The sequence below is a fragment of the Reyranella aquatilis genome (assembly GCF_020880995.1).
Classification (GTDB): Bacteria; Pseudomonadota; Alphaproteobacteria; order Reyranellales; family Reyranellaceae; genus Reyranella; species Reyranella aquatilis.
Genome location: NZ_JAJISD010000006.1, coordinates 107,825 through 121,684, shown reverse-complemented (window position 1 = coordinate 121,684; position 13,860 = coordinate 107,825). Strand labels below are relative to the sequence as shown.

The following is a 13,860-nucleotide window of genomic DNA, read 5'->3' as shown; positions in this document are numbered from 1 at the left end:
GATACGCGCACGGCCCCGCTTTGGCAAGAATGGGGCCGGCAGCCCCTAGTCGGCCGTCGCGCCGGACGCCTTGATGATGGGCAGCCACAAAGCGAGGTCGGCGGCGACCAGCTTCTGCGCCGCCGCCGGGGTGACCGGGGGCAGCATTTCGATGCCCTGTCCCATCATCTTCTCGCGTACCTGCGGCAACTGGCCGATGCGGTTGATCTCGGCATTGAGACGCGTGACCACCGGCTCGGGCACGCCGGCCGGGACGGCGAAGCCCATCCAGGTGTTCACGACGTATTCCTTGACCCCGGCCTCGATCATTGTCGGTGCGTCGGGCAGGAGGTTGGAGCGCTGTTCGCTGGTCACGGCCAGTGCCTTGAGCTTGCCGCCCTTGATCAGGCCGATGACCGTCGGCGTGTTGAAGAGGCCCATCGCCACCTCGCCGTTGGCGACGGCCTGGATGCCGGCCGGCGTCGCGCGATAGGGCACGTGCTGCAGCTTCACGCCGGTCCGCAACTCCAGCAGCACACCGGACATATGGTGGCTGGTGCCGACACCGCCCGACGAGTAGGTGAGCTCGCCAGGCTTGGCGCGGGCCTGCGCCAGCAGGTCGGCTACGGTTCTGGCCGGATTGTCGGGTGAAACGATCAGAACGTTGGAGACCCCGCCGGTCACGGCGACCATCGCGAGGTCCTTCAGTGGATCGTAGCCCGGAGTCTTGTAGAGGCCGATGTTGAACACCATCGTGCCCTGCGAGACCAGGCCCATCGTGTAGCCATCGGCCGGGGCGCGGGCCAGCTCCGCGGTGGCGATCGTCCCGCCGGCGCCGGTCTTGTTGTCGACCACGACGGTCTGTCCCAGCGACTTGCCCAGCTCCTCGGCGAAGACGCGCGCGACGATGTCGGCCGTGGCGCCGGGCGCCAGCGGCACGATCATGCGGATCGGCTTGGTCGGCCAGGCCTGCGCCATGCTCCTCGTCGAGACGACGGCCAGTCCGGCCGCCAGCAGGTTTCTCTTCGTCAGGACCATGGCTTTCAGTCTCCTAGAGGCCAACCGATTTCGCGACCAGGGAAGCGAGCTGCTTGCGCAGGCGCGCGACCAGCCCCTTCTCCGATCGCTTGCCGATCAGGTTTTTCATTTCGTAGGGATCGCTCTTGAGATCGTAGAGTTCATCGCACGCGACGCCATCGAGCGACTTCTGCGTCCAGTGGATGTACTTGTGACGCTTGGTGCGGATCGCCTTGTAGCTCATGCCGACGAGCCACGGCATGGCGTTCTCGCTGAAGTATTCGCACATGAACGAGGTGCGCCAGCCCTTAGGCTTGGCCCCCTTTGCCAAGGGCTTCAGCGACTGGCCCTGCATCGTCTTGAAGTCGGCCGCCTTGCCGCCCGCAAGGTCGACCAGGGTCGGCGCTATGTCGAGCGCCAGCACGAGTTCGTCGTTCACCGTGCCCGGCTTGAACCACGCCGGATAGCGGATGAGGAACGGTGACTTGATGCCTTCCTCGTAGGCGAAGCGCCGCTCGGGCCCCAGCCCGTGCTCGCCGAAGAAGTAGCCGTTGTCGCCCAGGAACAGGATGAAGGTGTTGTCGAGCTCGCCCTTCTCCTCGAGCACCTTGAGGATGTCGCCCATGCCCTCGTCGACGGAGGCCATCATGGCGGCGCGCAGCCGGATCTCCTCGTCGGTGCCGGCCAGGATTCCATCCAGCACCTTGCGCGACGCCTCGTTGACGCGCATCGCGTGGGCTTCCGTCCAGGCCGGCTTGTCCTTCACCACCTCCGACGCCGGCAATGCATTCGGCCGGCGCGGGAAGTGCTCTCCCTTGTAGAGATCGGCATGGCGCGGCGCCGGACGGTAGCCGCCGTCGGTAAAGTCGATCGTGCCGTCCGCCGCCTGGAAGGCGTCGGGATGGACGGCCTTGTGGGCGAAGAACAGCGCGAAGGGCTTGTCGCGCTTCTTCTTCAGGAAATCGACCGCATGCCCATTCAGCAGATCGGTAATGTAGCCTTCGTACTTCTTTTCCTTGCCGTCGATGTTCAGCACCGGGTCGATGATCGAGCCATGACCCGGAAAGCTCACCCACTTGTCGTAGCCCGGCCGCGGCCCGCCGGAGTTGCCCATGTGCCACTTGCCGATATGGGCAGTCTCGTAGCCCAGGCGCTGCAGGATCACATGGTAGTTCGGCAGGCGATGGCTGTGGGCGTCGCGCGCCACGTTGTCGATGATGCCGTGGCGGCTGGCATACTGACCGGTCAGGATCGAGGCGCGGTTGGGCGAGCAGAGCGGCGTGGTGTGGAACGCCGAGGTGAACATCGCGCCTTCGTGGCCGATCCGGTCGATGTGCGGCGTCTTCATGTAGGGATGGCCGCAGATCCCCAGCTCGTCGAACCGGAGGTCGTCGATCAGCACGACCAGAAAATTGGGCTTACGCTTCTTTGCCACGATGGGGTCCCCGCTCTTGATTTCCGGCAAGCACACCGCGTGCCGAAATCAGGCTAGCGAGCCCTGTTGACGGAGACCAGAGCCCCGCGCCCATATCGGGCGCGAAAGGGAGAATCCATGACCGAGACTGGCCTGCCGCTGGCGGGATTGCGTGTATTGGACATCAGCTCGTTCATCGCCGCGCCGGCCGCCGCCGTCGTGCTGGGCGACTGGGGCGCCGACGTCATCAAGGTCGAGGGACCGGAAGGCGATCCCAACCGGCGGATCATGCACGATTCGTCGAACTATCCGAAAAGCGAGGTCAACTATCCCTGGCAGATGGATTCGCGGAACAAGCGCTCCATCGTGCTCGATCTCAAGCAGGCCGACGCGCGCGCGGCGCTGGACCGGCTGATCGCGGTCTCCGACATCCTGATCTGCAACTTCCCGCCGCCGGTACGCGACAAGCTGAGACTGGCGTACGAGGATGTGAAGAAGGTCAATCCGAAGCTCATCTACGCGTCCCTCACCGGCTACGGCGAAAGCGGTCCCGACCGCGACCGGCCGGGCTTCGACGCCACCGCCTACTTCGCCCGCTCAGGGCTCCTCGATGCGCAGCGCTACGAAGGCGGACCGCCGGGCGTGCCCGGGCCGGCGCAGGGCGACCGCGCCACGGCGATGTCGCTGGTGTCGGCGATCCTGATGGCGCTGATGCACCGCATGAAGACGGGCGAAGGCTCGTGGGTCGGCACGTCGCTGCTCGGCAACGGCCTGTGGTCGTGCGGCGTGATCGCCCAGGCAGCCCTCGTCGGCGCCTTCCTGCCGCACCGGCCGCCGCCCGACCGCCCGCGCTCGGCGCTGGGCAACATCTATCGCACCGCCGACGACCGCTGGCTGCAGCTCACCATCGTGCGCGCCGACAAATTGTGGGCGCCGCTCTGCCGCGCGATGGGGCTGGAAGCGCTGATCGAGGATCCGCGCTTCGCCACCGAGCCCGAGCGCCGCGCCCGCGCGGGCGAACTCGCCGGTATCCTCAGCGACACCTTCGCCACCCGCCCCTACGAGCACTGGCGCGAGGCGCTGGCGGCGCACAGCGTCACCTTCGGCGTGATCAGCCGGCCGCAGGACGTGCCGGACGATGAACAAGCGGTGGCCTGCGGCGCCGTGGTCGAGACGGCCATTCCCGACATGCCGCGCACCCTGGCCGACCCCATCCGACTGGGCTTCGCCACGCCGCGCGTGGCGCACCCCGCCCCGGCGCTGGGCGAGCATGGCGAGGAAGTGCTGCGCGAGGCCGGCGTGAGTGCGGAGGAAGTCGCTTCCCTCAAGGCGAGTGGCGCCCTTCGATGACACCCGAAGAGCCGTTACCGCTCGCCGGCCTCACCGTCCTCGACGTCAGCTCTTTCATCGCCGCGCCCGCGGCGGCAGCGGCGCTGGGCGACTACGGCGCCGACGTCATCAAGATCGAACCTCCGGTCGACGGCGATCCGCATCGCAACAGCTTCCGCAACGCCAGCTATCCGCAGAGCGACCGGAACTTCCCGTGGCAGCTCGACGGGCGCCACAAGCGCTCGCTGGCGCTCGACCTCAAGACCGAGGGCGCCCGCACGATCCTCGAGCGGCTGCTGAAGCGCGCCGACGTGATGATCGTGAACTTCCCGCCGCCGGCGCGCGAGCGATTGAAGCTGCGCTGGGAAGACATCGAGCCGATCAACCCGCGCCTCATCTACTGCTCGCTCACCGGCTACGGCGAGAGCGGCCCCGACCGCGACCGGCCGGGCTTCGACATCACCGCCTATTTCGGCCGCTCCGGCATCCTCGATGCGGCGCGCTACGACGGCGGGCCGCCGGGCGTCTCCCTGCCGGCGCAGGGCGACCGCGCCACTGCGATGACGCTGGTCGCTGCGATCCTGATGGGGCTGCGGCGACGTGACCAGACCGGCAAGGGCGGCTGGGTCGGCACCTCGCTCTACGCCAACGGCGTGTGGGCCAACGGCACGACGGCTGCCGGCGCACTGGTCGGCGCGGAGCTGCCGGTGCGCCCGCCGCCCGACAGACCACGCAACGCGCTGACCAACCTCTACCGCACGAAGGACGATCGCTGGCTGCAGCTGCTGATGGTCCGCGACGACCGGCTATGGGAGACGTTCTGCAACCTCATCGGCCGGCCCGACCTGATGGCCGATCCGCGCTTCACGGGACGGCCGGAGCGTCGCGCCCACGCGCAGGAACTGCACGATCTGCTGGCGCCGGTCTTCGCCGGCCGCTCCTATGCGGACTGGGAGAAGCTGCTGTCGGGCACCGGCATCCCCTTCGGCGTGATCGGCCGCCTGGCCGACGTGATCGGCGACGAGCAGGCCGAACATGCCGGCATCTTCGCCGACACCGACAATCCCGCGATCCCGCGCACCGTGAATACGCCCATCCGGCTGGGCTTCGCGAAGCCACGCAAGGCGGGACCGCCGCCCGAGGTGGGCCAGCACAATGACGAGGTGCTGCGCGAGACCGGTTTCAGCGAAAGCGAGATCGAGGCCCTCAAAAAGGCCGGCGCTTTGGGGTAGGCTCCACACATGGCCTCCCGCTTCCGGACCTACGCCGAATTCTGGCCCTTCTACCTGCGCGAGCACGCCAAGCCGTCCACGCGGGCGGTCCACTATGTCGGGACCATCGCGTCGGCCGCGCTGCTGATCTGGGCCGTCGTCACGCAGAACTGGTGGTGGCTGCTGGGCGTCCCCGTGTTCGGCTACGGACCGGCCTGGTTCGGCCACTTCTTCATCGAGAAGAACAAGCCCGCCACCTTCGAGGCACCGTTCTGGTCGCTGATCAGCGACTACAGGATGTGCGGTCTGTTCCTGACCGGCCGGCTCGGTGACGAGCTGATGAAACACCAGGTCCGCGCGCCCTAGGCGAAGTAGACTCTACCTCCCCCATTCAGATGGGGAGGTGTCGCGTCTTACGCGACGAAGGGGTCATGAGGGTCCGCTCTTTCTTCGACGCTCCCGGACATCGCTTTGCGATGTCCTGCCGCTAACGGGCCGAGCTTTGCTCGGCCCACTGGCCCCTTGCTTCCCGGGGGGTGCGACGCCACATTGCGGACGAACCACCCCCAATTCCCTCCGAGGACTCATGGAAACGATGCTGCAGGGCGCCGCGCCGCAGGCTGCCCCCGCCGACCTGATCAAGGACAGCGACCAGACGAAGTTCGCCAAGGACGTGCTCGAAGCCTCGCGGACCGTCCCGGTCATCGTCGATTTCTGGGCGCCGTGGTGCGGCCCGTGCAAGACGCTCCAGCCGATGATCGAAAAGGTCGTCAAGGAGGCCAAGGGTGCGGTCAAGCTGGTCAAGATCGACATCGACAAGAACCAGATGCTGGCCCAGCAGCTGCGCATCCAGTCGATCCCGGCCGTCTATGCCTTCTTCGGCGGCCGCCCGGTCGACGGCTTCATGGGCGCTGTCCCCGAGAGCCAGTTGAAGGAATTCGTTGGCCGCCTCGTTCAGGCCTCCGGCGGCGCCGGCGATCCGGCCGCCGCGGAACTGGCCGAGCTGCTGGAGCAGGCCAAGGCCGCGATGGCGCAGAACGACATGGACACCGCGGCGCAGCTCTACAGCGAGATCCTGGGCGTCGAGCCGACCAACGTGGTCGCGCTCGCGGGCCTCGCCCGTTACCAGGTGTCGCTCGGCGACATCGAGCAGGCCCGGGAGTTGCTCGAGCAGATCCCGGCCAAGGAACGCACCGGTGCCGACGTCGTGGCCGCGCAGGCCGCGATCGATCTCGCCGAGAAGGCCAAGGAAGCCGGGCCGATCGGCGACCTGAAGGCCAAGGCCGAGGCCGATCCCAAGGACTTCCAGACCCGCCTCGACCTCGCGATGGCCTATTGGGCCGCCAACCAGAAGCAGGAAGCCGTCGACGAGCTGCTCGCGATGATCAAGGCCGACCGCAACTGGAACGAGGCGGCCGCGCGCCAGCAGCTCCTCAAGTTCTTCGAGGCGCTGGGCTTCACCGACCCCATCTCGGTCGACGGCCGCAAGCGGCTGTCGACGATCCTGTTTTCGTGAGGGTTCCTCGTGAGTGAACGCGCGCCGTCGTCGACGAGTCCGGGGCGCAATCCTTTCGAGCCCACGTTCGAGCAGCTACCCGAGACGCTGCCGATCTTTCCCCTGTCGGGCGTGCTGCTGCTGCCCGGCGGCAAGCTGCCGCTCAACATCTTCGAGCCGCGCTACCTCGCCATGATTTCCGACGCGCTGGCCGGGCATCGCATGATCGGCATGGTCCAGCCGGTGCAGCCCGGGGGCTTCGCCGGCGACGGGCTGCCGTCGGAAGACGGCAGGCCCAAGGTTCACCGGGTCGGCTGCGCCGGTCGCATCACCAACTTCAACGAGACCGAGGACGGACGGCTGATGCTGGTGCTGAGCGGCGTCTGCCGCTTCGATATCGTGCGCGAGCTAGATCTCGCCCAGGGCGGCTATCGCCGCGTCTCGTCGGTGTTCTCGCCCTATCGCGCCGATCTCGACCATGCCGACGACGTCGTCGATCTCGATCGCGACCGGCTTATGGCCGCCCTCGCCGCTTTCTTCCGCGGCCGCCAGCTCTCGACCGACTGGGATGCGGTGAACAAGGCGGCCGACGCCAACCTCGTCACGTCGCTTTCGATGGTGCTGCCGTTCGGGCCGGCCGAGAAGCAGGCGCTGCTCGAAGCGTCCGACAGCACCGCCCGCGCCAAGCTGCTGATCGCCTTCCTGGAGATGAACGCCTTCGGCGATCCGTCGGACACGCCGCCCAGCCGCAAGAACTGATCGCCGGCCGGGCACCGGCCCGGCGCGACCGATCGGGAGTTCAGTCGGCGTAGGGCACGGGCGTGGAGAGCGCCGGCTCCTCGTGGCGTGCCCAGTAGAGTTCCTCGATGCGCCGGGTCAGCGCGCCGGGCCGGCCGTCGCGGACGGAGCGGCCCTCGTAGTTCACCACCGGCATGATGCCGCCGGCCGTGCTGCTGATGAAGATCTCGTCCGCCTCGGCCACCTCGCGCGCGTGAACGCCGCGCACCTCGACACGCATCTGGAGAGCCTCGGCGATCTCCATTACCGTGCGGCGGGTAATGCCCTCGAACATGCCGCGCGCCGGCGTGGCGAGCGTACCGTTGCGGACGACGAAGACGTTGAAGCCCGGCCCCTCGGTCACCGTCCCGTCGGCGGCCGGCAGCAGCGCGATGGTGGCATCGCGGTCGTAGGCCTCGAAGATCCCCATCGTCAGGTCGAGCCAGTGGAAGTTCTTGATCCTCTGGTCGAGCGACTCCGGCGGGATGCGCTGGGTCCGCGACAGGATCATGCGCAGGCCGTCGCGCCGTTGCGCCTCGTCGGCGATCCACACGAAGGGCTGTGCGAAGGCATAGAGGCGGTTGCGGCACAGGCGCGGGTCCCGCGTGCCCGCGGGCGGCATCCCGCGCGTACACGTCACCTGCACGTAGGCATCGCGCAGACCCGAGCGGCTGGCGCACTCGATCATGATGTCCGCGATCTGGTGCCCCGTGAGCGGCAGCGACATGCGAAGACCGGCCATCGAGGCCTGGAAGCGTTCCACATGATCCTTCAGCCGGAAGAAGCGTCCCTTCCAGACGTGCGCCACGTCATAGGTCGCATCGGAGCGGACGAAGCCGCGATCGAGAATCGGGACCGCAGCCTCCGACAGGTTCATCCAGCGCCCGTCCATATAGGCCACGCCCTTGATGGCGGCGGTCTCGCTGTCGACGTCCATGCCGGATCCTCGTCGCTTCGGGTTCTGCAGGGTCGACCCTTACCACAATGGACAGACGACCGGAGAAGTCCGGGTCGCCGCGGGCTAGGGCGGGTCTGGGGCTCCATGCTATAAGGCCCGTCCAAGAATTCAGGGAAACCCCGCACGATGAGCCCTCCATCGGACGATCCCGCCGCCCCGAGGCGGGCCGGCGTCGACCCCAAGCTGCTCGAGATCCTCGTCTGCCCGGCCACGCACGGCACGCTGGAATACGACGCCGCGGCCGGTGAGCTGATCAGCCGCAAGGCCGGCCTCGCCTATCCGATCCGTGACGGCATCCCCATCATGCTGGTGAGCGAGGCCCGCCAGCTCCGCGACGTGCCATGACCGCCGAATTCGCCAAAGCCGTGCCCGACGAAGGCAACTACGAGGCGACCACGGCGCCGTGGCCGACCGAACTGCGCGTCTTCAAGGAGGAAGGCCGGCTCGAGATCGATTTCTCCGATGGCCATGCCTGCGCACTCTCCGCCGAGTATCTGCGCGTCGAGAGCCCGTCGGCCGAGGTGCAGGGCCACGGGCCGAACCAGAAGAAGATCGTTGCCGGCCGGCGCCACGTGAAGATCGTGTCGGTCGAGCCGGTGGGTCACTACGCGATCCGCATCGTGTTCGACGACCGCCACGACAGCGGCATTTACAGCTGGGCTTATCTGCGCGAGCTCAGCGAAACCCACGCCACGCGCTGGGCGGATTACGAGGCCGCGCTCGCGAAGCGCGGCCTCAATCGCGATACCTGAGGCCACACCATGAAGATCATCATTGCCGGCGCCGGGATCGGCGGGTTGACCGCCGCGATGTGCCTGCATCGTGCAGGTCACGACGTGCAGGTCTACGAGGCCGTGTCCGAACTGCGCCCGCTGGGCGTGGGCATCAACATCCAGGCCGGCGCCGTCCGCATCCTCTGCAACCTGGGGCTAGAACCGGCGCTCGCCGCCACGGCCATCGAGACCCGCGAACTGCGCTACGCCAACCGCCATGGCCAGACGATCTGGGCCGACCCGCGCGGGCGCCATGCCGGCCTGCCCTGGCCGCAATTCTCGATCCATCGCGGCGAACTGCAGATGATCCTGTTCAACGCGGCCAAGGAAATGCTGGGGGCCGACCGCATCCGCCTCGGCCGCCGCATCGCACGCTTTGCGCAGCATCACGGCAAGGTCACTGCACACTTCGTCGACCGCGAGGGCATGCCGGCCGAGAACGCCGAGGCCGACCTCCTGATCGGCGCAGACGGCATCCACTCCGCCGTGCGTGCGCATTTCTACCCCGACGAGGGTCCGCCCAAGTGGCAGGGCATCCTGATGTGGCGTGGCGTTACCGTGGGCAAGCCCTATCTCGGCGGCAACACGATGGTCCAGGCCGGCCACCACAACCAGAAATTCGTCTGCTATCCGATCAGCCGCGCCCATGCCGAGCGCGGCGAGGCGCTGATCAACTGGATCTGCGATCTCTACATGGGCGACGGCGCGCTGCCGTCGCGCGAGGACTGGAACAAGCCAGGCCGCCTGGAAGACTTCCTGCCGCGCTTCGCCGACTGGAACTTCGGCTGGCTCGACGTGCCAGAGGTGATCCGCAGCGCCCACACGATCCTCGAGTTCCCGATGATCGACCGCGATCCACTGCCGCGCTGGAGCCATGGCCGCATCACGCTGCTGGGCGACGCCGCGCACCCGATGTACCCGATCGGTTCGAACGGCGCCTCGCAGGCCATCCTCGACGGCGAGGCGATCACGCAGGAACTGGCCGTCGGCGACGATCCCGAGAAGGCGCTGCGCCGCTACGAGGAGAGGCGCCTCCCGCCGACCGCGCGGATCGTCGAGAGCAACCGGCGCAAGGGCATCGACGTCATGCTCGACATCGTCGAGCAGCGCGCGCCGCAGGGCTTCACCGATCTCGAAAGCGTGCTGCCGGCAGAGGAACTCGAGAAGATCGTCGGCGACTACAAGAAGCTCGTGACGCAGGACCGCGAGACGCTCCTGAAACTGGCCGCCGCCGCGCCGTGAACCGGACAAAAGAAAACCGGCCCCTCTCGGGACCGGCCGTGGCAGCGGTTTAAACCGACCATCACATCGCCGGCCGCTACCGAGGGAATTTATGCCCGAGTGCGATGACAGAATTATGGCTTTCCCATCAGCTTTTCCATTCCTCTCCCCCGCGAGGGGGAGAGGTTAGGTAAGGGGGAATCGACGTGCGTAACCCCCTCACCCATCCTCTCCCCCGATCGGGGGAGAGGAGACAGGCGAGAACGGCGTGAGCCTCGCGCGGGCCATCGCCACGGTCGGGGGCTTCACTCTGCTCAGCCGGATCGTCGGCTTCGTGCGCGACATCGTGCTGTCGGCGGTTCTCGGCTCCGGCGCGGTGGCCGATGCGTTCTTCGTGGCCTTCAAGCTGCCGAACTTCTTCCGACGCCTCTTCGCCGAGGGCGCCTTCTCGGCGGCCTTCGTGCCGCTGTTCGCGCGCGAACTGCAGGGTGGCGGCCGTGCCGAGGCGATGGCCTTCGCGCGCCAGGCGCAGGCGGCGCTGCTTCTGGTGCTGATCCCGTTCACGCTGGCGCTGATCCTCGCAATGCCCTGGGTGATGGCGCTGCTGGCGCCTGGGATGCGCGACGATCTGCCGACCTTCGCCATGGCCGTCGAGTTCGGCCGCATCACCTTTCCCTATCTCCTGTTCATCTCGCTCGCCTCGCTCTACGGCGGCGTGCTGAACGGGATCGACCGCTTCGCCCATGTCGCGGCGACCCCGGTGCTGCTCAACCTCGCGCTGATCGCCGCCGTGCTGGGCCTGACGCCGCTGCTGCCCAACGCGGGCTATGCGGCCTCGATCGGCGTGGCGATCGCGGGCGTCCTGCAATGGGTCTGGCTGCTGGTCGCCTGCGCTCGCGACGAGGTTGGCATGGCCTTGGTGCGGCCGCGCTGGACGCCGCGCGTCGCTCGCCTGGTGAAGCTCGCGACGCCGGTGGCGATCGGCGGCGGCGTGCAGCAGATCAGCGTCGTGCTCGACGTCGTATGGGCGTCGCTGCTGCCCGTCGGCACGATCTCGGCGCTCTACTACGCCGACCGCATCGCGCAGTTGCCGCTGGGCGTCGTCGGCATCGCCATCGGCACGGCGCTGCTGCCGCTGCTGGCGCGCGAGCTGCGCGCCGGCAACACGCAGTCGGCCATGACCAACCAGAACCGCGCCCTCGAATTCGGCCTGCTGTTCAGCCTGCCTGCCGCGGTCGCCCTGTGGTTCCTCGCCGATCCGATCATCCGCGTGCTGTTCGAGCGCGGCCGGTTCACGAGCGAGGACACGATGCGCACCGCCGGGGCGCTGGCCGCCTTCGCGGTCGGTCTGCCGGCCTTCGTCATGGTGAAGGCGCTGGCTCCTGGCTTCTTCGCCCGCGAGGACACGCGCACGCCGCTCTACATCGCGCTGGCGGCCATCAGCGCCAATATCCTGTTCAACGTCTATTTCCTGTTCGCCACCACCCTCGCGCAGGTCGGCATCGCGCTCGCCTCCTCGCTGTCGGGATGGCTGAACGCGGCGCTGCTGGCGGCGGTCCTCTGGCGCCGCGACCACCTGAAACCCGATGGGCGCCTGATCTCGCGTGCGATCCGCATGGCCGGCGCGACGACGGGCATGGGCGTGGTGCTGTGGCTCGGCCTGCTCTGGCTGGCGAAACCCCTGTCGCGCCCGGACATCGAGGGCGGCCTCGCCCTCGCCGGCATCTGCGCGATCGGGGCTCTCGCCTACGGCGCGCTCGGCGCCGTGCTCGGCGTGATCAGGATCTCGGAGCTGCGCTACGTGATGCGCCGCCAGCCGGGCGTCAGGTCAGCCGACCCAGGCGAACAACCGTGACGCCGGGCCGCAGCGGCCGGCTCGACGACGGCATGACCAGCACGCAATCGTCGTAAGGCGTCGTCACCGGCTCGTCGTCGTCGTGTCCCAGCACGGTACCCGCCTTGGCGATCACGTCCTGGCCCTGGAAACGCTGCGCCGCCGTGAAGTTGCCGCGCTTGGTGGCAATGGCATGCGTCACCTCGACGACGCGCTGCGTCGCAGGCGTCGGCTGGCGCCAGCCGGCCGGCAGGTCGCTTTCCTCCACGACACCCGTCTCGACGAGGAAGCGGGCCGTCACGTCCTTGGCCACCACGACCGAAGACGCGCGCCAGTGCTGGCCGGTCTCGATCAGCAGCGCGTTCTTGGGGCTCTCGGGATCGCCGAACCCGCCATAGTCGCGCATGCGCATGCCGGCGGCGTGGCCGGCGTCGCGCACGATGTCGACCGGCGTGCCGATCGCCTTCGCGAAGGCCACGCCCTTGTCGAGCGGGCCCGACAGCATCAGCGGCACGCAATCGTCGTGCATCGAGTGGAGGTCGAGCAGCAGGTCGGCACGCTCGACGAACGGCTTCAGCACCTGCGCGCGCCGGGTTTCGACGGTGGTCGCAGGCTGGTCGAGGCGACCCCAGACCCGGTTGAAGTCCTCGTCGACAAGGCGCGACTTGAAGGGCGTGCGCGGGTCGAAGGAGTGATAGGCCTCGATGTTGTTGAAGGACAGGATCAGGGTACCCTTGCGCGGCTTCACCTGCGCGCCGAGCAGCGCATCGACGACGATCGCGCCCGACACTTCGTTGCCGTGGGTCAGCGACGCGACCATCACCGTCGGGCCGGGCTTTCCGCTCTCCAGCACGTGGATATAGGGCGCGGCGCCCTTCTCCCACTTGCGCAGGTCGGGGAAGGCGAATTCGATCGGCGGCGTGTCGGGCATAGCGTCGAGACCGTTGTAATACTCAAGGGGATACTGAACACTAAGCTCAACCCATCCAATCTCAAAGCTCTACCACGTCGTTCAAATTCGATGTTCTTCAGCCGGCCCAACCTCAAGCCTCTCAACATCGATCTCATTTCGATCGAGGGCGGTGGCAGTTGTCCCTCTCAATTCTGGGGGCAGACAGCCGATGGACGCTCCCTCTACATCCGGTACAGAGGCGGCCATTTCGGCGTGGAGTGCGAAGACGTCAAACTGATCGATGCTTGCATCGGCCCAGGATTCCACGGCGACCTGCTGGTGGAGCAAGCATGCGATTTGGCCGGCCTCACAGTTCGCGGGAAGCGACTGGTCCTTTCGGAAGAAGCGCGGCTCGAAGCGGCAGAACATGGACCCATTCTCGATTGGTCCGGGCGAACGACTTACTGGGAGAGACATTTCCAGTGCGCGCCGGCACAGGCCTTGCACTTCATCGATACCCTCCAGCTTCGCCATCCCCGCGGCGTTCTGATGGAGATTTACTTCGAAAGCCTGCCACTGCAGGGCACAGAGACTCACGGTCTCTTCCGCGCTTGCCGTTTGCGCAAGAGGTTATCGGAATGTCCAGACCTAGGTGTGGTTGTCTTCGGTGTCGAGGCAGACGATCAGAAAATCGCCGGCATTGTGGAGAGCCGTGACGTCAAGCTGAGCGCCGTGGCGACTGCGTTCCGATATTCGATGCATTTCACCTATCGCTCCTGGAATCCCATCAGGAAGAAATCCGGTTTCTCCTGGGAAGAGGCTGGCCGCGACGAAGACGACAGGTGGCCGTTGCGGGGATCGGTGCGCGCGGATTTCGCAAGCCAGGATTCCGACGCCAGGGCATTCGTGGATACCGTTGTGCCCGTCGCCGAGGCATGCTTCCCCGAGCCTGCATAAGAG

14 protein-coding genes are annotated in these 13,860 nt (G+C 67.3%); 10 read left to right on the top strand and 4 right to left on the bottom strand.

The features are described from left to right. Positions 1–45: 45 nt before the first annotated feature. Both LJ725_RS14985 and LJ725_RS14980 read right to left on the bottom strand, forming a co-directional pair. Positions 46–1,017 (bottom strand): Bug family tripartite tricarboxylate transporter substrate binding protein, encoded by a 972-nt coding sequence (locus tag LJ725_RS14985; RefSeq protein ID WP_230551451.1) that lies wholly within the window; start codon positions 1,015–1,017, stop codon positions 46–48. 13 nt (positions 1,018–1,030) lie between these two features. Next, positions 1,031–2,431, bottom strand: coding sequence for a sulfatase-like hydrolase/transferase (locus LJ725_RS14980; RefSeq protein WP_230551450.1), 1,401 nt, complete (start codon positions 2,429–2,431; stop codon positions 1,031–1,033). A gap of 117 nt (positions 2,432–2,548) precedes the next feature. Here LJ725_RS14980 and LJ725_RS14975 point away from each other — a divergent pair, with 117 nt between their 5' ends. From LJ725_RS14975 to LJ725_RS14955, 5 genes are all read left to right on the top strand, one after another. Then, the gene (locus LJ725_RS14975) at positions 2,549–3,760 is read left to right on the top strand and encodes a CaiB/BaiF CoA transferase family protein (RefSeq protein ID WP_230551449.1); all 1,212 of its coding nucleotides are present in this window, start codon (positions 2,549–2,551) and stop codon (positions 3,758–3,760) included. Continuing rightward, complete coding sequence (locus tag LJ725_RS14970; protein WP_230551448.1) at positions 3,757–4,971, top strand: CaiB/BaiF CoA transferase family protein; 1,215 nt, start codon at positions 3,757–3,759, stop codon at positions 4,969–4,971. The genes LJ725_RS14975 and LJ725_RS14970 overlap by 4 nt, the downstream gene beginning before the upstream one ends. Before the next feature lie 9 nt (positions 4,972–4,980). Beyond that, entirely contained in the window at positions 4,981–5,316 is a 336-nt protein-coding gene (locus LJ725_RS14965) for a DUF962 domain-containing protein (RefSeq protein ID WP_230551447.1), read from the top strand. A 220-nt stretch (positions 5,317–5,536) separates the two neighbouring features. After that, positions 5,537–6,466 (top strand): thioredoxin, encoded by a 930-nt coding sequence (trxA, locus tag LJ725_RS14960; RefSeq protein ID WP_230551446.1) that lies wholly within the window; start codon positions 5,537–5,539, stop codon positions 6,464–6,466. 87 nt (positions 6,467–6,553) lie between these two features. Beyond that, positions 6,554–7,204: an LON peptidase substrate-binding domain-containing protein gene (locus LJ725_RS14955; protein ID WP_230551704.1), complete on the top strand. Its 651-nt coding sequence runs from the start codon at positions 6,554–6,556 to the stop codon at positions 7,202–7,204. A 40-nt stretch (positions 7,205–7,244) separates the two neighbouring features. Here the strand turns inward: LJ725_RS14955 and LJ725_RS14950 are convergent, their stop codons facing one another. Beyond that, positions 7,245–8,159, bottom strand: a complete 915-nt coding sequence (locus LJ725_RS14950) for an aminotransferase class IV (protein WP_230551445.1) — start codon at positions 8,157–8,159, stop codon at positions 7,245–7,247. Between the two features lie 147 nt (positions 8,160–8,306). Here LJ725_RS14950 and LJ725_RS14945 point away from each other — a divergent pair, with 147 nt between their 5' ends. The 4 genes from LJ725_RS14945 to murJ all read left to right on the top strand — a co-directional run bounded on the left by LJ725_RS14945 (position 8,307) and on the right by murJ (position 12,029). After that, positions 8,307–8,525, top strand: a complete 219-nt coding sequence (locus LJ725_RS14945; protein ID WP_230551444.1) for a Trm112 family protein — start codon at positions 8,307–8,309, stop codon at positions 8,523–8,525. Beyond that, positions 8,522–8,932, top strand: a complete 411-nt coding sequence (locus LJ725_RS14940) for a gamma-butyrobetaine hydroxylase-like domain-containing protein (protein WP_230551443.1) — start codon at positions 8,522–8,524, stop codon at positions 8,930–8,932. The genes LJ725_RS14945 and LJ725_RS14940 overlap by 4 nt, the downstream gene beginning before the upstream one ends. 9 nt (positions 8,933–8,941) lie before the next feature. Beyond that, positions 8,942–10,195 (top strand): flavin-dependent oxidoreductase, encoded by a 1,254-nt coding sequence (locus LJ725_RS14935; protein WP_230551442.1) that lies wholly within the window; start codon positions 8,942–8,944, stop codon positions 10,193–10,195. Positions 10,196–10,442: 247 nt separating this feature from the next. Beyond that, positions 10,443–12,029, top strand: coding sequence for a murein biosynthesis integral membrane protein MurJ (gene murJ / locus LJ725_RS14930; protein WP_230551441.1), 1,587 nt, complete (start codon positions 10,443–10,445; stop codon positions 12,027–12,029). On the opposite strand, the gene LJ725_RS14925 is transcribed toward murJ, so the two are convergent. Next, entirely contained in the window at positions 11,998–12,939 is a 942-nt protein-coding gene (locus tag LJ725_RS14925; protein ID WP_230551440.1) for a M14 family metallopeptidase, read from the bottom strand. The two genes, murJ and LJ725_RS14925, sit on opposite strands and share 32 nt — an antisense overlap. Before the next feature lie 90 nt (positions 12,940–13,029). Here LJ725_RS14925 and LJ725_RS14920 point away from each other — a divergent pair, with 90 nt between their 5' ends. Beyond that, positions 13,030–13,857, top strand: coding sequence for a hypothetical protein (locus LJ725_RS14920; protein WP_230551439.1), 828 nt, complete (start codon positions 13,030–13,032; stop codon positions 13,855–13,857). Positions 13,858–13,860 lie beyond the last annotated feature (3 nt).

Bases quoted from the DNA above. Each gene is read 5' to 3' on its own strand.
- LJ725_RS14985 (WP_230551451.1), bottom strand. From the start codon at position 1,017: ATGGTCCTGACGAAGAGAAACCTGCTGGCGGCCGGACTGGCCGTCGTC.
- LJ725_RS14975 (WP_230551449.1), top strand. From the start codon at position 2,549: ATGACCGAGACTGGCCTGCCGCTGGCGGGATTGCGTGTATTGGACATC.
- LJ725_RS14970 (WP_230551448.1), top strand. From the start codon at position 3,757: ATGACACCCGAAGAGCCGTTACCGCTCGCCGGCCTCACCGTCCTCGAC.
- LJ725_RS14965 (WP_230551447.1), top strand. From the start codon at position 4,981: ATGGCCTCCCGCTTCCGGACCTACGCCGAATTCTGGCCCTTCTACCTG.
- trxA (WP_230551446.1), top strand. From the start codon at position 5,537: ATGGAAACGATGCTGCAGGGCGCCGCGCCGCAGGCTGCCCCCGCCGAC.
- LJ725_RS14950 (WP_230551445.1), bottom strand. From the start codon at position 8,159: ATGGACGTCGACAGCGAGACCGCCGCCATCAAGGGCGTGGCCTATATG.
- LJ725_RS14945 (WP_230551444.1), top strand. From the start codon at position 8,307: ATGAGCCCTCCATCGGACGATCCCGCCGCCCCGAGGCGGGCCGGCGTC.
- LJ725_RS14940 (WP_230551443.1), top strand. From the start codon at position 8,522: ATGACCGCCGAATTCGCCAAAGCCGTGCCCGACGAAGGCAACTACGAG.
- LJ725_RS14935 (WP_230551442.1), top strand. From the start codon at position 8,942: ATGAAGATCATCATTGCCGGCGCCGGGATCGGCGGGTTGACCGCCGCG.
- LJ725_RS14925 (WP_230551440.1), bottom strand. From the start codon at position 12,939: ATGCCCGACACGCCGCCGATCGAATTCGCCTTCCCCGACCTGCGCAAG.
- LJ725_RS14920 (WP_230551439.1), top strand. From the start codon at position 13,030: ATGTTCTTCAGCCGGCCCAACCTCAAGCCTCTCAACATCGATCTCATT.